This is a genomic window from Paenibacillus sp. FSL M7-1046 (assembly GCF_038007405.1).
Classification (GTDB): domain Bacteria; phylum Bacillota; class Bacilli; order Paenibacillales; family Paenibacillaceae; genus Paenibacillus_AQ.
In genome coordinates, this window is record NZ_JBBOXB010000001.1 from 5,645,584 (window position 1) to 5,667,920 (window position 22,337).

The 22,337-nt window shown below is 45.2% G+C and carries 24 protein-coding genes; 14 read left to right on the forward strand and 10 right to left on the reverse strand.

Going from position 1 to position 22,337, the window contains the following annotated elements:
- Nucleotides 1-163: 163 nt before the first annotated feature.
- From NYE29_RS25135 to NYE29_RS25145, 3 genes are read left to right on the forward strand one after another with little or no spacing between them, the layout of a single operon-like run.
- Complete coding sequence (locus NYE29_RS25135; protein WP_179091692.1) at nucleotides 164-361, forward strand: hypothetical protein; 198 nt, start codon at nucleotides 164-166, stop codon at nucleotides 359-361.
- A 58-nt stretch (nucleotides 362-419) separates the two neighbouring features.
- Nucleotides 420-653 carry a hypothetical protein gene (locus NYE29_RS25140; RefSeq protein WP_340897916.1) on the forward strand — a complete coding sequence of 78 codons (234 nt, stop codon included), beginning with the start codon at nucleotides 420-422 and terminating at the stop codon, nucleotides 651-653.
- Between the two features lie 14 nt (nucleotides 654-667).
- Nucleotides 668-1,057 carry a hypothetical protein gene (locus NYE29_RS25145; protein ID WP_083675499.1) on the forward strand — a complete coding sequence of 130 codons (390 nt, stop codon included), beginning with the start codon at nucleotides 668-670 and terminating at the stop codon, nucleotides 1,055-1,057.
- A 746-nt stretch (nucleotides 1,058-1,803) separates the two neighbouring features.
- On the opposite strand, the gene NYE29_RS25150 is transcribed toward NYE29_RS25145, so the two are convergent.
- Nucleotides 1,804-2,271, reverse strand: coding sequence for a hypothetical protein (locus NYE29_RS25150; protein ID WP_076109514.1), 468 nt, complete (start codon nucleotides 2,269-2,271; stop codon nucleotides 1,804-1,806).
- Nucleotides 2,272-3,123: 852 nt separating this feature from the next.
- Between NYE29_RS25150 and NYE29_RS25155 the strand changes: the two genes are divergently transcribed.
- The gene (locus tag NYE29_RS25155; RefSeq protein WP_076109515.1) at nucleotides 3,124-3,630 is read left to right on the forward strand and encodes a hypothetical protein; all 507 of its coding nucleotides are present in this window, start codon (nucleotides 3,124-3,126) and stop codon (nucleotides 3,628-3,630) included.
- A gap of 233 nt (nucleotides 3,631-3,863) precedes the next feature.
- Here NYE29_RS25155 and NYE29_RS25160 read toward each other — a convergent pair whose 3' ends face one another.
- The 7 genes from NYE29_RS25160 to NYE29_RS25190 all read right to left on the reverse strand — a co-directional run bounded on the left by NYE29_RS25160 (nucleotide 3,864) and on the right by NYE29_RS25190 (nucleotide 10,665).
- Nucleotides 3,864-4,316, reverse strand: coding sequence for a hypothetical protein (locus NYE29_RS25160; protein ID WP_144024249.1), 453 nt, complete (start codon nucleotides 4,314-4,316; stop codon nucleotides 3,864-3,866).
- Between the two features lie 96 nt (nucleotides 4,317-4,412).
- The gene (locus NYE29_RS25165) at nucleotides 4,413-6,953 is read right to left on the reverse strand and encodes an ABC transporter permease (protein ID WP_340897917.1); all 2,541 of its coding nucleotides are present in this window, start codon (nucleotides 6,951-6,953) and stop codon (nucleotides 4,413-4,415) included.
- Nucleotides 6,950-7,627: an ABC transporter ATP-binding protein gene (locus NYE29_RS25170; protein ID WP_340897918.1), complete on the reverse strand. Its 678-nt coding sequence runs from the start codon at nucleotides 7,625-7,627 to the stop codon at nucleotides 6,950-6,952. Before NYE29_RS25170 ends, NYE29_RS25165 begins: the two co-directional genes overlap by 4 nt.
- A 109-nt stretch (nucleotides 7,628-7,736) precedes the next feature.
- The gene (locus tag NYE29_RS25175) at nucleotides 7,737-8,654 is read right to left on the reverse strand and encodes a sensor histidine kinase (RefSeq protein ID WP_340897919.1); all 918 of its coding nucleotides are present in this window, start codon (nucleotides 8,652-8,654) and stop codon (nucleotides 7,737-7,739) included.
- Complete coding sequence (locus NYE29_RS25180) at nucleotides 8,651-9,328, reverse strand: response regulator transcription factor (RefSeq protein ID WP_340897920.1); 678 nt, start codon at nucleotides 9,326-9,328, stop codon at nucleotides 8,651-8,653. The genes NYE29_RS25175 and NYE29_RS25180 overlap by 4 nt, the downstream gene beginning before the upstream one ends.
- A gap of 407 nt (nucleotides 9,329-9,735) precedes the next feature.
- Entirely contained in the window at nucleotides 9,736-9,858 is a 123-nt protein-coding gene (locus NYE29_RS25185) for a hypothetical protein (protein ID WP_340897921.1), read from the reverse strand.
- Between the two features lie 66 nt (nucleotides 9,859-9,924).
- On the reverse strand, nucleotides 9,925-10,665 hold the full coding sequence (locus NYE29_RS25190; protein WP_340897923.1) for a hypothetical protein: 741 nt from the start codon (nucleotides 10,663-10,665) through the stop codon (nucleotides 9,925-9,927).
- Nucleotides 10,666-10,999: 334 nt separating this feature from the next.
- On the opposite strand from NYE29_RS25190, the gene NYE29_RS25195 reads away from it, so the two are divergent.
- Together NYE29_RS25195 and NYE29_RS25200 are read left to right on the forward strand one after the other, a co-directional pair.
- On the forward strand, nucleotides 11,000-11,518 hold the full coding sequence (locus NYE29_RS25195; protein WP_076109521.1) for a TetR/AcrR family transcriptional regulator: 519 nt from the start codon (nucleotides 11,000-11,002) through the stop codon (nucleotides 11,516-11,518).
- On the forward strand, nucleotides 11,519-11,896 hold the full coding sequence (locus tag NYE29_RS25200) for a DMT family transporter (RefSeq protein WP_340897924.1): 378 nt from the start codon (nucleotides 11,519-11,521) through the stop codon (nucleotides 11,894-11,896).
- Between the two features lie 416 nt (nucleotides 11,897-12,312).
- On the opposite strand, the gene NYE29_RS25205 is transcribed toward NYE29_RS25200, so the two are convergent.
- Nucleotides 12,313-12,651 carry a L,D-transpeptidase gene (locus NYE29_RS25205; protein WP_076109523.1) on the reverse strand — a complete coding sequence of 113 codons (339 nt, stop codon included), beginning with the start codon at nucleotides 12,649-12,651 and terminating at the stop codon, nucleotides 12,313-12,315.
- A gap of 175 nt (nucleotides 12,652-12,826) precedes the next feature.
- Entirely contained in the window at nucleotides 12,827-13,453 is a 627-nt protein-coding gene (gene lexA, locus NYE29_RS25210) for a transcriptional repressor LexA (protein ID WP_038592979.1), read from the reverse strand.
- Nucleotides 13,454-13,635: 182 nt separating this feature from the next.
- Between lexA and NYE29_RS25215 the strand changes: the two genes are divergently transcribed.
- The 8 genes from NYE29_RS25215 to NYE29_RS25250 all read left to right on the forward strand — a co-directional run bounded on the left by NYE29_RS25215 (nucleotide 13,636) and on the right by NYE29_RS25250 (nucleotide 22,304).
- Entirely contained in the window at nucleotides 13,636-14,160 is a 525-nt protein-coding gene (locus tag NYE29_RS25215; RefSeq protein WP_340897926.1) for a LysM peptidoglycan-binding domain-containing protein, read from the forward strand.
- Between the two features lie 110 nt (nucleotides 14,161-14,270).
- Nucleotides 14,271-14,480 (forward strand): DUF896 domain-containing protein, encoded by a 210-nt coding sequence (locus tag NYE29_RS25220; RefSeq protein ID WP_038592973.1) that lies wholly within the window; start codon nucleotides 14,271-14,273, stop codon nucleotides 14,478-14,480.
- Between the two features lie 50 nt (nucleotides 14,481-14,530).
- Nucleotides 14,531-15,058 carry a hypothetical protein gene (locus NYE29_RS25225; RefSeq protein ID WP_076109525.1) on the forward strand — a complete coding sequence of 176 codons (528 nt, stop codon included), beginning with the start codon at nucleotides 14,531-14,533 and terminating at the stop codon, nucleotides 15,056-15,058.
- 35 nt (nucleotides 15,059-15,093) lie between these two features.
- Complete coding sequence (locus NYE29_RS25230; protein WP_340897929.1) at nucleotides 15,094-15,879, forward strand: HAD family hydrolase; 786 nt, start codon at nucleotides 15,094-15,096, stop codon at nucleotides 15,877-15,879.
- A gap of 239 nt (nucleotides 15,880-16,118) precedes the next feature.
- Nucleotides 16,119-16,541 (forward strand): FixH family protein, encoded by a 423-nt coding sequence (locus tag NYE29_RS25235; protein ID WP_340897930.1) that lies wholly within the window; start codon nucleotides 16,119-16,121, stop codon nucleotides 16,539-16,541.
- Between the two features lie 179 nt (nucleotides 16,542-16,720).
- Entirely contained in the window at nucleotides 16,721-20,098 is a 3,378-nt protein-coding gene (gene metH, locus NYE29_RS25240; protein WP_445322219.1) for a methionine synthase, read from the forward strand.
- A gap of 205 nt (nucleotides 20,099-20,303) precedes the next feature.
- Nucleotides 20,304-21,266: a ribonuclease Z gene (gene rnz, locus NYE29_RS25245; RefSeq protein WP_340897933.1), complete on the forward strand. Its 963-nt coding sequence runs from the start codon at nucleotides 20,304-20,306 to the stop codon at nucleotides 21,264-21,266.
- Nucleotides 21,267-21,515: 249 nt separating this feature from the next.
- Nucleotides 21,516-22,304 carry an HAD-IIA family hydrolase gene (locus NYE29_RS25250; protein WP_340897934.1) on the forward strand — a complete coding sequence of 263 codons (789 nt, stop codon included), beginning with the start codon at nucleotides 21,516-21,518 and terminating at the stop codon, nucleotides 22,302-22,304.
- The last annotated feature ends 33 nt before the right edge of the window (nucleotides 22,305-22,337 follow it).

Below are 22,337 nucleotides of genomic sequence, written 5' to 3' on the forward strand. Positions count from 1 at the left end.
ATGAATATGTCTAAACAAAAATACTTATATTTGGAATAATTAGATCATGTTCTATTAATGTACATAATTGTGGGAGCTGTGGAATATACTCATTATTGTTTAACGAACATTTGTTTGGTTATAATACAAACAAATGTTCTTATTTTATCGGAGGCGATCAATCATGAAGATGAGCATCGGCCAAACCATCGAAATCATATATCTGGACAAAGCGGGGAAGATCACTCAGCGCAAGATCGAAGTAAACGGCATTCGTGACGGACGTATTCGGGCTACATGCCTGACCACAGGCGCACCGCGAGTGTTCCTGGCAGCCAGTGTCTTATCATGGCAACCTGCGCAGGAACGGCGGCATGCTTGATGATACTCCGCGTAAGTTGCTGAGGATCATATTTCAGTTCCGGTATCATTTTAGACGGATGCCCAACATTAAGGAGCTGCGACGATTGAGCGGGCGGCGGCCTGCGGAGATAATCAAGGGGTTCAAAGCGCTGGCAGCGGAGCAATATATACTATGGGAGTCGTCTGCACCTATTGAGACGGCCGTAATAATTGAGGGGTGGGAACGTAACGTACCGTACGATACATCACCGCAGGGAGGCGCACAGAGCGCCGGGCGTGGACCTAACATAGATTACTGGATGAATCACTAAGGGGGCAGTACATAATGAGTAAATTGGATAGCAATGAGCGGTGGAAAACTAAGATGCTACTTACCGATCATGTGGATCAGTACGATCAGAGGGATAAGGACGAGGGAGCCGGTAGTAAGATGCTCACGAATGATGAGCGCGAGATGATCCGGGATCTCATTTTACTGCCACATATAGATACAATGGTGAGTAAGAGCCTTAAGGAGATCGAGCATTCCGGCAATGTCCTTCTAATGGCCGGGAAGGCAATACAGCGCCGGATCATGCAGGATACCTATCGACTGCAAAAAGAGCTGAAGCAGCGGAATATTAAATTTTTCGCGGATGAGCAAGATGAATTTATCTCTTATCACAAAATATTTTGCCGGGATACCAGGAACGATTCAGACTTACTCGCGATGTAATGCGACCTGAGATTAGCCTGCGGCTGACCAAGTATACAACTGAGCTCGGAGAAGTGTTAAAGGATCATCTTAAATAATGTGATAAAAAATAATCCCCGAAGTTTCCGGGGACACTACTTTGAACGATCATTATCCATTACCTGCTACTGCAATTCCACTGAAACTTCTTGCTCTTAGAGTTGCAGTCCTAATGGCTGATGCTAGAATGGTATATGAATTTGGCCTGTAAAGCACATCACTAGCCGGCGGGAAGTCAACAGCGGTTATTCCTACCATTTTGTATTGGGTCCCTTGTTTATTGATGTTTCCCGGGTACGTTGTACTAAAGATTAATGTATTATTGCGGTAGATGCTAAAAGTAACATCATTCTGAACTATAACGCTAACATCAACACTAAGCCTTACATAAGCATTTAAAGTGACCCTTACCAAGCTTGCATTTGCAGGTGTAACATTTGAGGTTTGAAGTCCAATGACACCAAACTAAATTAATACCTGGTGTATCAACTACACTATCCTGTGAGATGCGCATATCCAAAAACTGAATACTCATCATATTCACCTGACCTCTCTTAGTAGATGCCATATTTTGTGAGAGGAAGGGTCGATTGCTTGTGCATATTTAAAAAGAGTTAGTCGGTCTGCATAAACAAAGCCCCGTCAGTAATACTGGCGGGACCTTCAGTATTGGCCTGGGATAGGGCAGTCATTATTGAGGGCTGCCCTAGTTTCATTTTCTATATTTTTCAAGGATAATAAACAGCATAGAATGTGTAATCAAATGGGCTTCCAAAGCCTACCGGATACGCTCTCACACAATATAATTCCCCCTGGACTGGTACGAATCCAATCTTTTCGCTTGAGCTCGGTGCAATAATCTTTTCAACAATAGGGGGCTTTCCATTTATTAAATCAAAATAACGATAAACACTAAAGTTTAAGTAATTCATAGGGCTTGGCGAATCGTTCAAGATTGTAAGAGTTTGTTTGTAGTTCGACAAACCTGGAAAGACATAAAAATCATTATCGGCCGATGAAGAAATGGAGCCATGCAAAAAGAATTGCCCCTCAAGTTCGCCAACTTTCATGTTGGTTATAGCGCTAGCTTGAGCAGGGATGTTATTGGGTTCTGCTTCATCTTGCGCAAAGGCAGCGGTTGCGAAAGAAAGTGATACTACTACCGACAAAAGCGCGGACACAAACTTTTTTTTCATTTTCCTCTTCCTCCTATTTAATAAAAATGGGATACTTTACTATTTTAAAACAAATACGTGATAGGTGGAACTGTATTTATAAGGATAAATATGGCAAAATGATAAAATATTTGGTTATGACTTGATCAAAAAAGAATTGATTATAGATATGACTACATAATCAAAGCCCCGTCAGTTTACTGGCGGGGTATGGTATCTATAGTTCAGCCTCCTCATAATGGGAAGTGACAACATAATATATGCCCACAATAGCGCCCCCAAAACGCCCACATATAATAGAAAGAATGAAATACATTCTAAAAAACCTTTATTAGCAAGGTATTAAGTGGTGTTCAGACCATTATAAGCGACCTAAGTCATAAATCGCACCCAGGTTCACGAGTGGGAAAAAGATCAGTAAGTGACTCTTTACTAGAATGAAGGAGCTCTGCTTTAGGATCAAAGTTGCAGCAGCTACGATGATTATTATCATAATGGATATCCATGTAGTAGTAGTCAAGTAAACACCTCCATACTCCAAATACTACCATCTTAAGATTATATAACATGTGCTTTACTTAATAAGAAGGGGGATAGCCAGTATGAGCTGAAAACCGAAATACCGCGCGTGGAGAAAACGCATATGACATCTCCTTTGTAGATATGCATGTCTGGACCGTACTACGAATGCTTATTATTGAAGTAACCAGCAGGGGGATCTAATACATTTTCAGTAGAACGTCTTACATTCATTTGATGAAAATGTTATGATTATTAAATCAGTGTGTAGAGATATCGGTTTTTTTATTGACCGAAAATATATGTCTCATGATACGTCTGCCATCTGAAATATTATTCACGGAGATGACAAACATGCATGGAGACACAAGACTGCCTAGAAACGCAAAAGAAGGTATATTATTTTTATTGATTATTTCAATTATTTCAGTAAATACTATTGCTCCTATTATTGTGGGATTGGAACTTGGTTTCAGTAAGGAAGTGTATATAGATACACTAAAGATTATTCCGTTCATGTGGATAATCGTAGTTTTATTGGTAAGATTAGTTGCAGGACCGTTGGTTGGGAAAGTAATGCCAATATTCATGGGACAAACCGATGGATTTAATGCTAGGGTTCTATTGAATACTTTATTGAATGTCACAGTGTTATCTATTTTATTATCGATTATCGGTACATGGGTTGGGACCAAACAAATAAGCCTAGAACCGTTTAAAAACTTCCTTCACATCTGGCCAAGAAACTTTGGGATAGCATTTTGGATTGAACTGTTGGTTGCGCAGCCGATAGCAAGATTTGCAATGAAAACATTACATGCAAGTAAGGATCGTAAAACAGAAAGTGTAATGCCTAACTAGCTGAAATGGCGTAGACAAATAAAGAAATTTAGGGAACGTCCATGGCGGACGTTCTTTTTTTGCACATTTGGACCATGCTGCGCAGAAGCCACTCGTATCAGACGATTATTCTAAAGGGGAAATATGTTATCAATGTACCGGGGGGATTGGGGATTGGATCAAGATAGATGAGATTATAGATGTGACTAAATAAAATATCCCCATAGTCTCCGGGGATACACACTAAAAGATTATTACCCATTACCTGCTACTGCGCTCCCACTGAAGCATCTTGCTCCTAAAGTGATGCCATAATTAGTGACTACATAAATGGTATATCTGATTTGACCTGAAAGTACATCTGCAGCAGGAGAGTAGTCAACGGCGGTCAGTCCGCTCATTTCATAGATAGTCTCAAATTGCGTAGCTGGCTTTTGGTAGACGGTGGAAAAGACCGGAGTACCGTTTCGCAGTATGGTATAGGTAGCATTAGGGACGACAGTTGAACTTGAAGAAGCTGATAACGTTAGACGGGCATATGCATTTGATGTCACCCGGACCAAGCCAACATTTTCAGGGGAAACACTTGTTGTCTGTAATCCGATATCTCCAAACGTGTAGGGAAAAGAAGATGAACTTAACCCTAACGCTGGTGTATCAGACGTGCTATCTTGAGCAATACGCATATCTAAAAATTGAATACTCATATGATTCACCTATCCTCTCATAGCTAATACAGCTTATGAGACTGAATGATAGATTGTTTGTATCAAGATAAAAAAATAATAAGAGAAATTAGATATTTATTCAGCTGTCCGAAGCCGTTCCACAATACTTTTCCTGCCGCTCAGAGAATAGCTGGTGAGTGGAATACAGATTCCAAGTGCCAATAGAATAGGTAGCACAGCGAGCAAGGGCCAGATAATGAATTTATAACTCATGAACCACATTAAATGAGTGAAGGGTTTTGCAATCAAGAGTGAGGATAGACTTCCTAATAGGATGGAACATACACTGGTACCAAGCACGAAGTATAGCCCTTCATAGATAAGCATTGTTTTCAATTGTTTATTGGTCATACCAATACTTTGCAGGATGGCGAATTCCTGGCGTCGGGTCAAAATACTAGTTAATATCGCATTTGCAAAATTCAGCACTCCAATTAAACCAATAATTAAGCTAAGTGTTCCACCAATCACTACTACTGTATTTTGCATACCTGTGAATTCATTCTTTACAATAGATTTGGATTTGTAATGCATCGTCAGTTCAGTTGTTTCAGTGTACTTCTTCAAAAAGCTTTCCATCGAGTCCTCCTGACCGGTGGACACATTAAAGGCGTAACTCATCACAGCTGGCTGATGCACAAGTGATTTATAGATATCCGCAGGCAGGTAGAAGCTAGCGAAGTATGCGGCACTTGTACCGGAATTCGTGCTATTAATGCTTACATGACCAAGAATGGTGAATTCATGACTGGTATATTCTTGATCCTGGGGATTATTGATTGAACCCATATAGTTATGAAGGGTTACCTTATCACCCACTTGATATTTAGTGTATTCCATCTGAGGGTTGTTATGATCATCCACTGGCGCTCCTTCCAGAATGTACTTTCCTGAAGCAAGCTTGTTAAAATCCAGCTCACCATCAATCAACTGCAGCCGGTGAAGAGGTAATTCTTCCAATCCATAAGTCACTGTAGGTAAGTTGCCGCGAGCATCTGCTTCATACCCCTCACTATTGTCCTTATGCTCGATAGTGAGTAGATCCCTGCCACTATACAAGCGGCCGCCTTCTTCAAAACCTGGTTGTGCCTGTACGGCTTGAATATAGCTTTCCGTGGTCGCGTTATCAGAACCGGTGAAGTGTTCTTGAAAATATTCAGCATGACCAATAAGAAAGTCAGTATCATTAAATTTTGACATGTATTTGTCCATGTCCATACTCTGAGATAACGTGAATGCAGTATTCAGGAGGATCAGACTTAAAGAAAGGCTGATCACCACCAGAGCTGTCCGCTTCTTATTGCGCCCCAGGTTGGCACGAGCCATGAGGGGCATTTTAGCGCCATTGATTGACTTCCTCAGGTGGGCGCCACCCGTTCTCTTCGCACCTCCATCTGTGTATCTTGCAGCCTCGACAGGAGAAACGTTCGCGGCAATTCTGCCTGGTTTTAACGTACTGATAATGACGGTAATAACTGCAAATATAGCAGAACCGATAAAAATCCACGGGCTCGGGGATACGGATATCTCAGCATTTGCGTGCATGGATCTGTCCATTAGTAAAGGGACAAGTGATTTTCCGACAACAAAACCTATGAGTAAGCCGATGGGGACTCCAAGCACGGAGAGGAATAATGCCTGCCTGCGAATGATCCGGCGGATTTGCCTACTGCTTGTTCCGATAGTCTTTAGAAGTCCATAGAAGCGGATATCGCGCATGACTGATATTTGGAATATGTTATAGATAATCAAGTATCCGGTCAACATTATCAACAGGAGAGCGGCAGTTAGTGCAAGGATGGTTCCCGTATCCATGGCGAAATTGGTGGAGAGATATGACCAGTTAACATTACCGTCGAGATAGTTCGATGCATTTTTATCCAGGGAATAACCGCTTTCCGTTATTACTTTATCAAGTTTTCCCCGGAGGTCAAAGCTGTTATCGAATTTTAAAAGAGCATTTATGACTCCGGTTTGATCAAAGTCCTGCTTATATGTGCTGCGCAATTCTTCGGCATTGGCATCTATATAAGCTCTGGAAGCAAAGATTTGCCCCACGTTAAACACGGGGTCACTTTTCCACCAGCCTGAGAGCACAAAGTCACGCTGAACCTCTTTGCCATGTATCTCAAGCTTCAGGATAAATGGTGTCCCCTCTTTCAGGGGAACGTCTAGTAACTCCGCAGTCTTGGAGTCCATGATGACTTCATTTTCTGCAACAGGTTTATGCCCGCCTTCAAGCTCAATAAATCCGAATTTCAGACCAATATCGTCATAATACCAAAACTCCGCATGACGTTTTAACAATTCCTCGTTTGTTACTTTTTTGCTTAGTAAGCGGTCATAAGCCAGTTCCTTAATAAGAGGGTGGTCCTTGATGTGATTAAATTCCTCCTCGTTTAGATATTTGAGTGAGGCATGACCATCTCCACCTGCCTGCCGCATCATTGCCCGCTGCAGGCTTTCCGCCGTGCCGAGTCCCATAGTGAACAGGGTAGTAAATAACAACGAAGTTAAGGCGATAGCGATAATAGCTATGATATTGCGGGTTTTATTCGCCTTCAAAATATTAGTCGATAGATTACGGATTGCTTTATTGCTATTGACCTTGATCATCTGGCGCCACCGCTAACCATTTTGCCGTCCTCAATGCGGATAATCCGGTCGGCCATTTGGGCAATTTCCTCGTTGTGGGTTATCATTACGATCGTTTGGCCGAACTGTTGGCTGGAAACCTTTATAAGTCCCATAACATCAAGGCTAGTTTTGCTGTCGAGGTTGCCGGTTGGTTCGTCGGCCAAAATAATAGCCGGTTTCGACGCCAGCGCTCTGGCAATGGCTACCCGTTGCTGCTGTCCCCCGGAGAGATTACTTGGCAGATTGTATAATTTGTTTTCAAGCCCCAACGTATTCACAATTTTGGACAAATAAGCTTTGTCTGGTTGTTTTCCGTCCAGTTCAATAGGCAGCACAATATTCTCGGATACGTTCAGGACCGGTACCAAATTATAATTCTGGAATACAAAGCCCATCTTCCGTCTGCGGAAAATGGTCAATTCCTCATCTTTCAACAAGGTAATATTTTTGCCATCGACCGTGACTTCTCCGCTGGTTGGCCGGTCCAGTCCTCCAAGCATATGCAGCAGGGTAGACTTACCGCTGCCGGATGTACCTATAATCGCGACAAACTCCCCATTTTCCACCTTTAGGTTTACCCCGTCTAATGCATGAACCGCAGTATCTCCGCTGCCATAAGTTTTTTTTAGATCCTTGGTTTCTAATACTTGCAAGTTGTTCTCCTCCCACACCCCAAAATGTATGTACTTAATCCTCTACAGTACATACAATAGCTTAATAATCTTTCTACATTCTTTCTGAAATCTAACAGTGTTGAAAGAATTATTGATCCATAGGAAGAAAAATAGAGAAAGTAGAACCTCTTTCCTGTTGCGAAGATACCTTGATGTAACCTCCTTCGGCCGCGATGATTTCCCTTGCCAAAAAGAGGCCAATGCCCACACCTTCTTGCGTGTTAACAGCAGGGGAACGATAAAAACGCGTGAATATTTTACCCTGCTCCTCTTCCGCAATGCCTATACCGTTATCGGTAATATTAATTCGGCAAAATAATTCAAAAACATCTACACTAATGGAAATGCCTCCGTTGGTTTTTGTATACTTCACAGCATTATCCAAGATATTGTAGACAGCTTCGACCGTCCAATTTAGATCAAACCATGCCAGCGCTGCTGTACATTTTCTAGCAACCGTGATTTCTTTGCCCTTCGCCTTCGGCATAATTTGCTCCAATGCAAGATCCACCAGCTCTTGGACGGAGCCTTGTCTTGGGATTAGCTTGATAATCCCCGTTTCCAGGCGCGAAGTCTTCATCAAGGCGTGAATCAGGAAATGAAGCTTCTCAGCTTGTGTTGACAGGGCCTTTACACAAGTTGAACCATCTTGAGGTAATTCGTATTCACTGAGAATTTGAGAATATAGCAAGATATTCGAGATAGGTGTTTTCGTTTGATGCGCAATATCGGATATGAGTTCGCTAATTTTATTCTTTTCAGCTAGTGAATTTTTAGAAGATACTGAACAAAGAGCTAGAAAATGGGCGAGCTTTGCCTCTAACGCAGATATAACGGATTCGTCAAAAACCCTCTCTGAAAAGTTGCCGTCAATCGCAGTATCAATCATGTTCTCAAATGTTTTTAGAGTTTTGTCGATGTTTTTGCGGTATAGCATAATCGCAGCAGCTGCTGCTATAAGTGCAATAACGGCAATTCCAATACATATATAGTTCAAAATTGTCATTTTATAGCCCATGTATAACCGATCCCATAAACGGTTTTGATGTACTGGGGGGCAGAGGGGCGCTTTTCGAGTTTATCACGCAGCCTTTTTATCGTCACAGACAGGGCATTTTCACCTACATATTCGGCTCCATCTGTCCAGATGCTGTCCACCAGACGATCACGGGAAACGGTAATCCCCCGATTGTCAATCAAGATACGAAGTAGTCTTTGCTCGGTTTTACTAAGCTCGACCGGATTACCATTGTTCAAAAATTTCATCTTATCAAATGAAAAGTAGAAATCGTCAACTTGAATGGTGTCGGGGTGCGGGTGTCTGGCTTTTTTTAGTTGAACTCCTACTCTTGCCCTTAATACCATAAGACTAAAAGGTTTAGTGATATAATCATCGGCACCCAGCTCAAAGCCAGTGACAATATCCGTTTCCAGATCATGAACAGTTAGAACAATAACTGGCACCGTTGTTGTTTGGCGTATGTAAGTTAAAAGATCCAGCCCGCTTCCATCCGGCAAATTAACATCTAGAATTACTAAATCAAAGGCAGTAGTATTTAATTGTTCTTTTGCAGAGGCAAAGTCATGCTTTTGCATGATGGTTATATGGGGCCCTTTGAGTGCAATGACAATACCATCGCTCAAGGCGATATCATCTTCAACTATTAATATGTTATTCATTATTTTTACTCCGATCCTGTCAGTTTTACTTAGCGCGATAACTAAAAAGATGTTTAGCCGGGTGTTATTAATCTACGCATTAACATCTCCCAAAAATAGTATAAAACAGAACTGGGAGGAGATGATGAAATGGCAGAAACATAGGGTGGAATTGAGGGCCATAATTGGTGTCTGGTAACTAATGTCTTTGATAATAATATAACACTTGAAGAATTGTTTGTTGAAACAGCGCCACTGGGTGTGCAAAACTATCAATTGATCCTTGAGAATCAGACTCCGGCTACTGTAACTGGAAAATAGTTCACCATCCTTTGACGAACAATACCCCGTCAGTGATTATAATGACGGGGTATTGATGTCTATTGTTTAAGCTTTTCCCAGACAAGTGCCGAAAGTAAATATGGATTTTATGGAGCAAATGAAACATTCTGTACAATATATCGAATTACGAAGAACGCAATAATGAACAGGGAGGCGAATCCAAGTAAAAAGGAAACGATAGCTTTATCTGAACGCGTGAGTTTACTCATTGCGATCACTCCTAGTTAATATTTAGTAGATTATACAATTAATCAGTGTACATCACAAACTCCTTGTTAATTTACTTGGACGAACTGCTCAACGAATTGTTGCCGGTCTCTTTTGTTGAAGTGTGGCTTGCTAACTTTCTCTCTCCATATTTCATTGGAAGCCAGTGTACTGAAGTCCACGTTATAAAATCGCTCAATTTCTCCTTGCGTGAGAGCTACGGAATAGATTTTCCCATCGTATGGAATCACCATGTCAATCGAAGCAGCTCCGTGGAATTGCGCGAATAATCGGCTTGTTTCTTCCATAAGAAGTTTGTTTATTTGGTCGCCTGTAGAAAAGTAATCGATGTAATCTTCGTTCGTAATGCCGGAGGTTGGGTTCGCTTCTTTATATGCTTGGTAGGTCTCAAAAAAAGTAACCGTTATATTGTCTGTCCCGACGATTACATCTTTTATAAAAGTTTTACCTGTAAGGTTGGCAGTAAAAGCTAGCACCTCGTCAGCAGATAAAGGTACTTGATCAGCAGACGTTGCTTGAGTGGGGTTGGCAGTTCGTTCAGCTGAAGGTGAAGGGGTTGGGGCAGTTGCAGGTTCTGCTGTAGGCTTAGTCGTTGGTTTTGTTGCTGGAGATGGACTTGATTCGGTTGTTGGCTTGGCAGTAACCATCGCTGTTGCTAGCGCCGTAATCGAAGCAGTATGATCATCTGACTTGTCCTCGTTCCCGGTGGTAACCAGCCCTATGATGCCGGCGGCTATTAAGACCACCCAGAACCACCAAATATTATAGAATGGTTTGTTCTTTTTCATCTTTTTCCTCCCGCCTGTAAGGGTGAATTCCTGTATAACACTAGGATAGCCCATTCAGTCACCTTACATAAGTATGGATAAGACATATGCGCGTAACCGAACTTAAAGAGAACGGCCAATAGCGGAACGAATAGCTGATCTTCAAACTATATGGTATTTATTACCCATTTTGTGGGCATTGCAAGCGTATGGTGTATGCTCTTTATTTTATATTCTGCTTGCGGAAAAGCCAGGTTATTTATACTTATATTGGTTTGACAAAAAACCGTCCAGACGGTATAGTTGAAATCGGGGTGATAAGGTGACTATACATAACAACAGCTCCAAGAAAAAAATGATTTTGCAAGCGGCCTCCTCCATTGTTCGTGATCAAGGGGTGGAACACTTAACTCTGGAAGCTGTGGCTAAAGCGGCCAACGTGAGCAAAGGCGGTTTACTGTATCACTTTCCTAACAAGGAACAACTGGTTTCCGGTATGGTGGATGAGCTGACCCGAAACTTTACGGAAGATGTTCAGAGCCGTGTAGAGCATGACCAGCAACAAGCTGGTAAATGGAGCAGGGCATACATTGAATCTACTTTTTATGGTTTTGGAGAAGGCAGTGACATGAACTCGGTGCTGGCAGCAGCTTTATTTACGAATCCCGGCTTGTTGACAAACATGCAGGAGAAATATGCTGAATGGCAACATAATTTTGAAAATGACGGTGTGGATCCACTGCGGGCAACCATTGCCCGACTGGCGACCGACGGACTCTGGTTTGCGGAAAAGTTTGGACTGGCACCGCCAGATCTGGAGTTAAAAGAACGTATTTACAAAGAATTGATGGACGGAGTAAAGGAGGAGAAGTAAGTGCCGTATCTGTTTTTGGCGATATCCATTGCCAGCGAACTTGTAGGAACTTCGATGCTCAAAGCATCGCAAGGATTCACCAAAATAATCCCGGTAATCATAATGCTGATTAGTTTCATTTGCTCGTTCTTCTTTTTGTCGTTGTCACTGAAGACTATTCCATTAAATGCGGCCTATGCAATTTGGTCTGGAATCGGAGCGGTAGCTACAGTTCTGATCTCGGTACTGATCTGGAAAGAAAAAATAAATACAGGCAGCGTAATAGGAATAACCTTAATCGTCATTGGTGTGATTGTGCTGAATTTGCTGGGACCTGGACATGGTTCTTCTGAAGAAGCTGCCGAAACACAACAAACCAGCCTTTCCGATAGAGCCTAAGACGAAGCTGTTGAAATAAAGATCATATACAATTTGTTCCATACAACAGTATAATGACGAAATAACAGTACCCTGCCAGAACGGTGGGGTATTTTCATATTCAAAAATACAGGGGAGTGAGTAAAAGTTGTCTGTGCATCGGGAGAATTTCTTCATTAATGGAATTGGCGTATTTAGCGTATTGATGTGGCTCATATCGGCTGTAGCTTGTATTTACGCATTCGTACTGTTGGTTAAACTTGCCCGTAGAGGAATAGTAGCTTTGGATTTGTACATATATGCTAAAAACCGTGAAATACGCGACCGTTATGAATCAGCAGACAGGAAGGACCCATATTAAGCACAATGAAAAACACCCTCGATCATTTTTTTGTGATCGTTAGGGTGTTTTTGCTTTTTGTCTGACCACCATGCTGTTACTCCCTTATTGTAACCCGTGTTCCAATAGGTACGATTGCTGCAAGGGCCAGCACATCCTCATTGTACATGCGGATACAGCCATGGGAGACCATATGTCCGATGGAGGAAGGGTCATTCGTTCCATGAATGCCGTAATGTGGTTTGGATAGACCCATCCAGAATGCGCCGAAGGGTCCGCCAGGCTTAGGCTGTTTGTTAATGATAGTGTATTCTCCCGCCGGTGAAACGGTAAGCATGGTGCCAATACCGACAGGGAACCCTCGGGTAACGATGTTATTGTCAAGCAAATAAAGCATGCGCTGCGACAGATCAACAATAATCCGATAATTAGGCATAGGTTCAGCACTCCTTTGATATCAGAATATGTGCGGAGTGCTGTTGCTGTTCGAAGGAAATGTTATATGAGATAAATAGAACAAATGTTCGCAATGAGTAAAATGACCATATGAAAGGGGGAAAGGGCTGCTTCACTTGAAAAAGCGAAGCAGCCCTTAAATATGAACAAAAATATTAATGGATATCGCGGAAGAGACCGATAACTCGTCCCAAAATCGTAACGCGGTTAAGACGGAGGGGTTCATAAGCCGGATTCTCCGGCTGTAGACGAATGTGGTCACGTTCTTTGTAGAATGTCTTGACTGTAGCTTCGTCTTCTTCAGTCATGGCAACGACGATATCGCCATTGTCAGCAGTCTGCTGCTGGCGGACGATTACGTAGTCACCATTCATAATACCTGCTTCCACCATGCTGTCACCGAGAACGGAGAGCATAAATACCTTGTTGTCCCCCACATAGTGGGAAGGTAGTGGGAAGTAATCTTCGATATTCTCCGTTGCGGTAATCGGCACCCCGGCGGTGACCTTACCTACGACAGGAATACGGGTAACCGTCTGTACGAATTGATGTACATTCTCGGAATCTTCCTGGCCGAGCAGCTCAATTGCACGCGGTTTCGTAGGGTCGCGGCGGATAAGGCCTTTCTTCTCAAGCCGGTCCAGATGGCCGTGCACTGTGGAGCTTGAGGCCAAGCCTACAGCTTCACCGATTTCCCGGACGGACGGAGGATAACCCTTGCTACGGACTTCGTTACGTATAAATTCCAGGATCGCCAGTTGACGACTCGAAATCTTTGACATCGGAATCAACCCCATATAGTATGTTTGGGAAAATTATAACATAGAACTTCCGTTCGTACAAACATAAGTTCTAACAATCTGAGATTAATAGTGGAAATAGTAGCTTTTTACCATATTAGTATCCAATAACGGCTTGAAAATGGCGGGACAAGACAAAGCCGGTGCTGGAAACTGGCACATTTATGGATAAGGAAAAAAAGCGAACAATTGTTCTAAAAAATCTATTGATCAAAACACATGTTCGTGTTATATTATTTTCGAAAGTAAGAACAAGTGTTTGGAGGACGATGACAATGTTAAAATACAGTACATACCGCAGCATCTACGAAGAGGCCGGTGAAGTTAATTCAACTAGAGGACAATCTGCTTCTAATCATATGAATGAAATGAAACAATCCGCCGCCGCTTTATTTGCAGCGATCTTAGGATTATGCCGTAAAGAATATCTCGTGAAGCTTGTGCTGGTCTTTATGCTTGTTGTATCTGGATTTACAGTTGTTGGTAATGTTTTTGCGAGTTCAGCATCATTAGTGAAGCAGGAAAAGCGGGTAGTAGTTGAACGCGGAGACACGCTCTGGAGTATCGCCCTTAAGAACAAACCAGCGGGTATGAAGACGGTCGTATATATAGAAGGAATTAAAAAAACAAGCGGTTTGAAGAACGGGAACATTCAGGCCGGAGATATACTGACATTGCCTGTGTATTAACTTCATCATAAGCAGTATAGACTGACGTAAAGAGCTTTCAGGGGGTAGACCTTGACAAGCTCTTTTTCTCATGGCAAAGTTAGAATGAATTTATAGGGGAGGGGAAAGCATTGAATATTGACGAATTGGTCGCACGCATCAATGAACTGGCACGCAAACAGAAGAATGGCGGCCTGAGTGAAGAGGAATTGGCTGAACGGGCCAAGCTCCGCGAAATTTATCTGGGCAACATCCGCAGCAACTTCCGGGCCCAGCTCGACACTATTGAAATCGTGGATAATGATGAGCATGAACAAGGCAACAAGGGACTCAAACATTAGTCCAGTGTGTCTTTTTCATAGATATTACAGGATGACTAGGGGGAACTAACATGGCCCGTTCTTGGGAAAGAATGGTTCAACGCAACACACAGCAGGTCAACAAGCAAAGAAAGAAGCAGGGCAAGGATTCCATTTATGCTTCTTCGTCAAAATCAGCTGCGAAAAATAGTGATATCTTTAAGGGCCGCAACATTGCATTTCCTGTTGTTCTAATGCTGCTTGGAATTATGTTCTGGGTGGTAGGCTCGATCGACGAGGCCAGAGGCAGCGGCATCCTTGCCAATTGGCTGGGCGTCGTTCTTTACTTTGCGCTGGCGGCACTTCTATTCTTCCGGCGTCCGTATCTGAAGGTTGAGCGCAACAGAGTGTCTACGATTAAGTATAACCGCGAACGCTGGCTGCAAGCTGGAGATATTGAGAAGATCACTTTGTCCCGTGGAGTGGTCGTGCTTAAATATAAGGGCAAGCGCAAACAGTGGATTTTCTCCAAGCTGATTAACCGCTATAACACTGAGGCCATGGGTGTACGCCTGGAGGAGTTCGGCAAAGCCAATAACATCGAAGTAGTACACGAGTAGGAAGATATAACAGCGTAGGGAGAGGGAGAAATCTAATGCCAATTACCGCCGTACTATTTGATCTTGACGATACATTGCTCTGGGATGAACGGAGTGTTGAAGAAGCCTTCCGCAATGCATGTGAAGCTGCAGGTGACTCCATTGATCCTAAAGAGCTTGAAGTTGCTGTTCGCAGGGAAGCCAGGAATCTTTATGAAACTTATGAGACGTTCCCTTTTACAAAGATGATCGGGATTAATCCTTATGAAGCACTTTGGTCCAATTTCTCAGCTGGAGAACAGCCGGAGTTCCGTAAGCTCCAACTGTTGGCTCCTGTATACCGTAAAGAATCGTGGCGGCGTGGTCTGGCCTCCCTCGGTGTCGAAGATGAGGTGCTTGCCGAAACGCTGGCAGACAGGTTTGCTGCCGAGCGCCGTAGCCTGCCTTACATGTATGAAGAGACGTTACAGGTGCTTGATGCACTCCGTGGTAAGGTGAAACTGCTGCTGCTTACGAATGGTTGCCCGTCACTGCAGCAGGAGAAGCTCGACGGAGTGCCTGAGCTTATCCCCTATTTTGATCATGTAGTTATCTCAGGCAGCTTTGGCAAAGGAAAACCGGACAAGGATATCTTCCTGCATGCTCTTTCGCTGCTGGATATAACCCCTGAACAAGGGATCATGGTCGGCGACAAACTCACGACGGATATTAAGGGCGGCTTGGCCGCTGGCCTGACTACTGTCTGGATCAACCGTACTGACAAATTACCAAATCCTGAGATTCAGCCGGATTATAGAATCGGCCATCTCTCTGAGCTCCTCCCCCTGGTACAATCGCTATAGTGTAACCTTTGTGAAGCCGGTATCCCCTAAGGGGATGCTGGCTTTTTTGCGCTCAAAGAAAGAGGTTGGTCAATTCTTATAGGGAGAGAATTCATCTGTATATGACTAACTTCACGAAAAAGGCGTGAAAGTTTAAGCGATCTTCTAAAATTGCGAATATGTTGTGTATAATAGTAAAAGAATGCAACCGCAAGCTGGAAATATCATTATAAATTCTACCTTGGTCGGGAGGACTCCGGATGATGAAACCCAAGAAGCTGATTGCTCTTTTTACGATTGTGGCGATGTCAATGATTGTAAGCTGTTCAGGTAATAGTGGTGAATCAAGCCATATGCATGACGGATCAGAGCACTCTATGGAACCGATTCACGTCGAACTGAGCTGGAATCCGGTGGACGTGTCGGTAAATCAAAAGGTAGTTTTTGAGGCTGTGGTTACCCAGGGCAGTGAAACTGTGGATGATGCGAAGGCGGTGCTTTTTGAGATTGTGAATAAGAATAATGAAGAAGACAAGCAGGAGCTTGAAGGCAAGCTCTCCGGCAACGGTACATATAAAGCTGAGGCGATCCTGATGAAGGAAGGCAAATATGATGTGACTTCGCATGTAACAGCTAGAACACAGCACTCTATGCCGACTAAAGAACTTACAGTGCAGCCATAATGAAATAGAGATAGAGGCTGGCTATAAAGAAAAACTATTATGCAGAGTGGAAAGGAAGGCTTTTCGATTCCGCTTTATTCTGCTAAACTTACTCTAATGTTTTACTGGGGGGATATGAAGTGGCTAAATACACACTTGCTGAAAGCTTGCAGCAGCGGATACTGATTTTAGACGGAGCAATGGGCACGATGATTCAACAGGTGCCACTTACCGGTGAAGATTTTGGCGGGGATGATCTGGATGGCTGTAATGAGATGCTTGTGCTCACCCGTCCGGAGGTTATACAGACTATTCATGAACAATATCTTGAAGCAGGCGCAGATCTGATCGAGACGAATACCTTCGGCGCAACCTCGGTTGTGCTTGCCGAATACGATATCCCTCAGCGGGCCCGGGAGATTAACCTGGAAGCTGCGAGGCTGGCCAGAAATGCTGTTGAAAAGATTGAAACGCCCGATCACCCGCGTTACGTAATCGGGGCGATGGGCCCGACAACAAAAACGCTTTCGGTCACCGGAGGCGTAACATTCCAGGAGCTGGTGGATAGCTACGAGGAGCAGGCTATAGCGCTGATTGACGGCAAAGTGGATGCCCTGTTGCTGGAAACTTCCCAGGATACTTTGAATGTGAAAGCCGGAAGCATTGGGATCCGCAACGCCTTTGAGAAGGCAGGCATCACTTTGCCAGTCATGATCTCGGGTACTATCGAACCGATGGGTACGACGCTCGCTGGACAGAATATTGAGGCGTTCTATATCTCGCTGGAGCATCTGAAGCCGATCTCCATCGGGCTGAACTGTGCAACCGGACCCGAGTTTATGCGCGATCATATCCGGTCGCTCTCGGCAATTTCTTCGGCAGCAGTTAGCTGCTATCCCAATGCCGGGCTGCCGGATGAGAACGGGAACTATCATGAGTCACCGGATTCGCTTGCCCGCAAGCTGGCAGGTTTTGCCGAGAAGGGCTGGCTGAATATTGCCGGCGGGTGCTGCGGAACGACACCGGATCATATCCGGGCGATGGCTGAAACACTAGCAGCTTATCCGCCGCGCCAGCTGGAGGGAAGTCATCCGCCGGCGTTGTCAGGCATTGAGCCTGTTTATGTTGAGAGTGACAACCGTCCTTATATGGTAGGTGAGCGTACGAATGTACTCGGCTCACGGAAATTCAAGCGGCTGATCGTGGAAGGGAAATACGAGGAAGCCTCGGAGATTGCCCGGGCACAGGTCAAGAGTGGAGCTCAGGTCATTGACGTCTGCGTACAGGATCCGGACCGCGATGAGATCGAGGACATCAAGCTGTTTCTGGAGCTGGTAGTCAAAAAGGTGAAGGTTCCATTGATGATCGATACAACCGATCCCAAAGTTATTGATCTGGCGCTGCAATATTGCCAGGGCAAAGCGATTATTAACTCCATTAACCTTGAAGATGGTGAAGAAAAATTCGAACTGGTTACACCGCTGATTCATAAATACGGGGCTGCGATTGTCGTAGGCACGATTGACGAATCCGGACAGGCCATTAAAGCGGAAGACAAGCTGGAGGTTGCCAAACGCTCCTATGATCTGCTGGTGAACAAATATGGGCTGGCGGCAGAGGATCTGATATTTGATACACTGGTGTTCCCTGTTGGTACAGGGGATGAGCAGTATATCGGCTCTGCTAAGGAGACCATCGACGGCATCCGCATGATCAAGGAAGCCCTGCCTTCGGTGCATACGATACTGGGGATCAGTAACGTTTCTTTTGGACTGCCGGAAGCGGGCCGTGAGGTGCTGAACTCGGTCTTCCTGTATGAATGTACGAAAGCCGGACTGGATTATGCCATCGTGAATACGGAGAAGGTAGAGCGTTATGCTTCCATCCCGGAAGAAGAGCGCCATCTGGCTGAGCAGCTGATTTACAATACGAATGATGAGACTCTGTCTGCCTTCGTTGCTGCGTTCCGTGAGAAAAAGGTTGAGAAGAAAGAGAAGATCTCCAATCTTTCGCTGGAAGAACGGCTCGCTTCCTATGTGGTTGAAGGAACGAAGGAAGGGCTGATACCTGACCTTAACGAAGCGCTGACCAAAAGTGGTCCATTGGAAATCATCAACGGGCCGCTTATGGCTGGAATGTCCGAGGTGGGCCGGTTATTTAACAACAATGAGCTGATTGTCGCTGAAGTGCTGCAAAGCGCTGAAGTAATGAAGGCCTCTGTCGGCCATCTGGAGCAGTTTATGCAGAAGGACGAGACATCGGTGAAAGGCAAGATTATGCTGGCCACCGTCAAAGGAGATGTCCATGATATCGGTAAGAACCTTGTGGAGATCATTCTCTCCAACAATGGTTACCAGATCGTTAATCTGGGTATAAAAGTACCACCTGAAAATATCATTGAAGCTTTCCGCCGGGAGAAGGCCGATGCGATCGGCCTGTCCGGCCTGCTCGTCAAGTCGGCGCAGCAGATGGTCCTGACCGCCCAGGATTTGCGCTCAGCAGGTATTGATGTGCCGATCATGGTAGGCGGTGCCGCGTTGACCCGTAAATTCACTAAAAATCGTATCCGGCCTGAATATGACGGCTTGGTACTGTACGCTAAAGATGCGATGGATGGTCTGGATATCGCTAATCGGCTGATGAATCCGCTGGAGCGGGCCAAGATCGAAGAAGAGGTCCGCCTTGAAGCGGAGGCGGCAGTTGCGGTGGCTCCGCAGCAGGAGCTTCCGGTGCTGACCCGGGCCGTCCGTTCCAAGATTTCAGCAGATGCACCTGTATTCACTCCGCCGGATGTAGAGCGCCATGTACTGAGGGGCTACCCGCTTGGTCATATCATTCCATATGTGAATATGCAGATGCTGCTGGGCCATCACCTGGGATTACGCGGTTCGGTGGAAGCACAGCTTGCCGCCGGGGATGCCCGCACCGTGGAATTGAAGGAGACAGTGGATGACATCCTGCATCACGCGATGCTGGAGGGCACCATTAAGCCTCATGCCATGTATCAATTTTTTCCGGCACAGTCCCAGGGCAACGATATACTGATCTATAACCCGCAGAACACTGCAGAGATTTTGCATACCTTTACTTTCCCGCGGCAGAATGTCGAGCCGTTTCTCTGTCTTGCCGACTTCCTGAAGCCAGTGGAGAGCGGAATTATGGATTATGTCGGGTTCCTGGTCGTTACCGCCGGTCACGGTGTCCGTGAATTATCGACCGAACTGAAAGACAAGGGGGATTACCTCCGTTCCCATGCTTTGCAGGCAGTGGCGCTTGAGGTTGCTGAAGGGCTTGCTGAGCGTGTTCATCACATGATGCGGGATACCTGGGGCTTCCCGGACCCTGCAGATATGACGATGAAGCAGAGACATGGTGCACGGTACCAAGGCATCCGCGTTTCCTTCGGATATCCGGCCTGCCCGGATCTGGAGGATCAAGGGCCGCTGTTCAAGCTGCTTATGCCGGAGGATATCGGTGTCCATCTTACCGAAGGCTTCATGATGGAGCCGGAGGCGTCGGTATCAGCGATGGTCTTCGCCCATCCGGAAGCGCAGTATTTCAACGTAGAGAAGCTGTAAGCTTCCCAATCCTCATGGACTGGTCTGAAGGTGGAAATCCTTCTAAGCGGAACCTCCCGTAATCGGGAGGTTTTTTGCTGGGAACGAAGCTAGAGCGGAAGAAATGCAGAGAAAGATGATTTCATTTCGTAAAAGAGGTAGAATGCATTTCATAGGTGTAAGGAAGATGTTTTTGTCTTTACAGAAAAAAGAGAGGAGGATTATTATGGAGGTTTATTTTCTGGGTACTAATGCAGGTGTGCCGACCCTACAGCGCAATGTTACCTCAATTGCCCTAAGGCTGCTTGAGGAACGGCGCAGTTTCTGGATGTTTGACTGTGGAGAAGCCACTCAGCACCAGGTCTTGCGTTCTCCACTGCGGCTGGGCAAGCTGGAGAAGCTGTTTATTACCCATCTGCACGGTGATCACCTGTTTGGCTTGCCAGGGCTGCTGTCGAGCCGCGGATATCAGGGTGGAACTGCTCCGCTGACCGTATATGGTCCGCCGGGCCTGAAGGCTTTTCTGGACATTTCATTATCCGTCAGCCAGTCCCGTATTCCATATAAGCTTGATATTGTAGAGCATACAGGAGGTCTTATTTTTGAAGACGACAGCTTTAAGGTGGAGGCTGGCCTGCTGGAGCACCGGATTGACAGCTATGGTTACAGGGTAACAGAGAAAGACAGTCCGGGGAGTCTCAATACCGAACTGCTCCGAAGCTATGGGTTGAAGCCGGGGCCGCTTTACGGCAAGCTGAAGAAAGGTGAAGATGTTATTACCGATGAAGGAACGCTTATTAGCGCTGCAGATGTGGTCAACGAGCCGAAAAAAGGACGCATCGTGACCATTCTGGGCGACACACGGCCTTGTAAGGGAAGTCTGCCGCTGGCACAAGGTGCTGATCTTATCGTCCACGAGGCAACCTTCGCCCATGACCTGGCGGATATGGCCTATCAATATCATCACAGCACTGCCCGGCAGGCGGCTATGCTTGCCCATGAAGCGGAAGGACGGGAACTGTTACTGACACACTTCAGCTCGCGTTATATCTCGCAGGAAGAGCTTGCTCCACTGCTGGAAGAGGCGCAGGCGATCTTCCCGAATACGCTGCTTGCAGAAGAGTTCTGCACCTTTCCGGTGTATCGGCGAAACTCCCTGAAGCCAGCGGGAAATGGCCCGGGGAATTAAATTATTTTCCGGGAAAGCGCAGGAAATGACACTGCACTGCCATAAAAAGCCCAACAGGACAGCAGTTCGCTATCGTTCGACGATGTATGTTAAATTTTAAGGATTAGACTCGTTAAAACAGCACGAAGCAGTAGAGAAAATGCCGAACGGTTGCGGGTTTGTCTGCTAATGCTGCGGTTCATTTATTGTTAATTAATTGAGTAATTAATTAATTGTATTAATTAATATTCAGGGGATGGAGAGAGCGGTATGAAAGATCTCGGAGGTTTGCTGATTGATCTTGACGGGACATTATTTCACGGAGGTGTGATGATTCCCGGCGCTGACAGACTGATAGCAGGACTGCGCTCAGCGGGAATCCCCTTTCTGTTTGTAACAAACAATTCGTCACGGACAGCGGCGGCTGTGGCCGCACATCTGAACGGGATGGGCATTGAAGCCAAGGCGGAAGAGGTCTGCACTTCCTCAATGGCTGCAGCCCGTTATGTTGCCGAGGAATCACCGAAGGCAAGGGTGGCGATACTTGGGGAAGAGGGATTGATTGAAGCCTGTAGAGCTGCAGGATTGTCAATTGTGACGGAGAAACCGGAGTATGTGGTGCAAGGGATTTACCGTTCTTTTACATATGATTCACTGGCGCAGGCTTCCCGCTGGATTCAGGAAGGTGCGAAATTTGTGCTGACGAACCCGGATTTGATGCTGCCTTCCGATGATGGGGTCATGCCGGGAGCGGGATCACTGGGGGCGGCGATCGAAGCCGCAAGCGGTGTGTCCCCTGTAGTCATCGGCAAACCGGAATCGCACCTGGTCACCTATGCAACTGCACTGCTGGGAATTAAACCGGAGACGGCTGTAGTTGTCGGGGATAATATGCGGACTGACATTTCGGCCGGGGTAAAAGCCGGCTGCCGGACAATTTTGGTGCTTACCGGCTTGACTACAGCGGACAATTATGAACATTATCAACAGATAACAGGCGTAACGCCAGATGAAATTTATGCTGATTTAGCTGAATTTATGGTAAGGCTCGGTGTATAATGTCAATGTTGTGATTGCTTTACCAACCTAGAA

Bases quoted from the DNA above. Each gene is read 5' to 3' on its own strand.
- NYE29_RS25145 (WP_083675499.1), top strand. From the start codon at position 668: ATGAGTAAATTGGATAGCAATGAGCGGTGGAAAACTAAGATGCTACTT.
- rnz (WP_340897933.1), top strand. From the start codon at position 20,304: ATGGAGGTTTATTTTCTGGGTACTAATGCAGGTGTGCCGACCCTACAG.
- NYE29_RS25250 (WP_340897934.1), top strand. From the start codon at position 21,516: ATGAAAGATCTCGGAGGTTTGCTGATTGATCTTGACGGGACATTATTT.
- lexA (WP_038592979.1), bottom strand. From the start codon at position 13,453: ATGTCAAAGATTTCGAGTCGTCAACTGGCGATCCTGGAATTTATACGT.
- NYE29_RS25185 (WP_340897921.1), bottom strand. From the start codon at position 9,858: ATGAGTAAACTCACGCGTTCAGATAAAGCTATCGTTTCCTTTTTACTT.
- NYE29_RS25150 (WP_076109514.1), bottom strand. From the start codon at position 2,271: ATGAAAAAAAAGTTTGTGTCCGCGCTTTTGTCGGTAGTAGTATCACTT.
- NYE29_RS25160 (WP_144024249.1), bottom strand. From the start codon at position 4,316: ATGAGTATTCAATTTTTAGATATGCGTATTGCTCAAGATAGCACGTCT.
- NYE29_RS25230 (WP_340897929.1), top strand. From the start codon at position 15,094: ATGCCAATTACCGCCGTACTATTTGATCTTGACGATACATTGCTCTGG.
- NYE29_RS25140 (WP_340897916.1), top strand. From the start codon at position 420: ATGCCCAACATTAAGGAGCTGCGACGATTGAGCGGGCGGCGGCCTGCG.
- NYE29_RS25225 (WP_076109525.1), top strand. From the start codon at position 14,531: ATGGCCCGTTCTTGGGAAAGAATGGTTCAACGCAACACACAGCAGGTC.
- metH (WP_445322219.1), top strand. From the start codon at position 16,721: ATGGGCACGATGATTCAACAGGTGCCACTTACCGGTGAAGATTTTGGC.
- NYE29_RS25190 (WP_340897923.1), bottom strand. From the start codon at position 10,665: ATGAAAAAGAACAAACCATTCTATAATATTTGGTGGTTCTGGGTGGTC.
- NYE29_RS25180 (WP_340897920.1), bottom strand. From the start codon at position 9,328: ATGAATAACATATTAATAGTTGAAGATGATATCGCCTTGAGCGATGGT.
- NYE29_RS25205 (WP_076109523.1), bottom strand. From the start codon at position 12,651: ATGCCTAATTATCGGATTATTGTTGATCTGTCGCAGCGCATGCTTTAT.
- NYE29_RS25135 (WP_179091692.1), top strand. From the start codon at position 164: ATGAAGATGAGCATCGGCCAAACCATCGAAATCATATATCTGGACAAA.
- NYE29_RS25165 (WP_340897917.1), bottom strand. From the start codon at position 6,953: ATGATCAAGGTCAATAGCAATAAAGCAATCCGTAATCTATCGACTAAT.
- NYE29_RS25235 (WP_340897930.1), top strand. From the start codon at position 16,119: ATGATGAAACCCAAGAAGCTGATTGCTCTTTTTACGATTGTGGCGATG.
- NYE29_RS25195 (WP_076109521.1), top strand. From the start codon at position 11,000: ATGATTTTGCAAGCGGCCTCCTCCATTGTTCGTGATCAAGGGGTGGAA.
- NYE29_RS25155 (WP_076109515.1), top strand. From the start codon at position 3,124: ATGCATGGAGACACAAGACTGCCTAGAAACGCAAAAGAAGGTATATTA.
- NYE29_RS25215 (WP_340897926.1), top strand. From the start codon at position 13,636: ATGGATAAGGAAAAAAAGCGAACAATTGTTCTAAAAAATCTATTGATC.
- NYE29_RS25175 (WP_340897919.1), bottom strand. From the start codon at position 8,654: ATGACAATTTTGAACTATATATGTATTGGAATTGCCGTTATTGCACTT.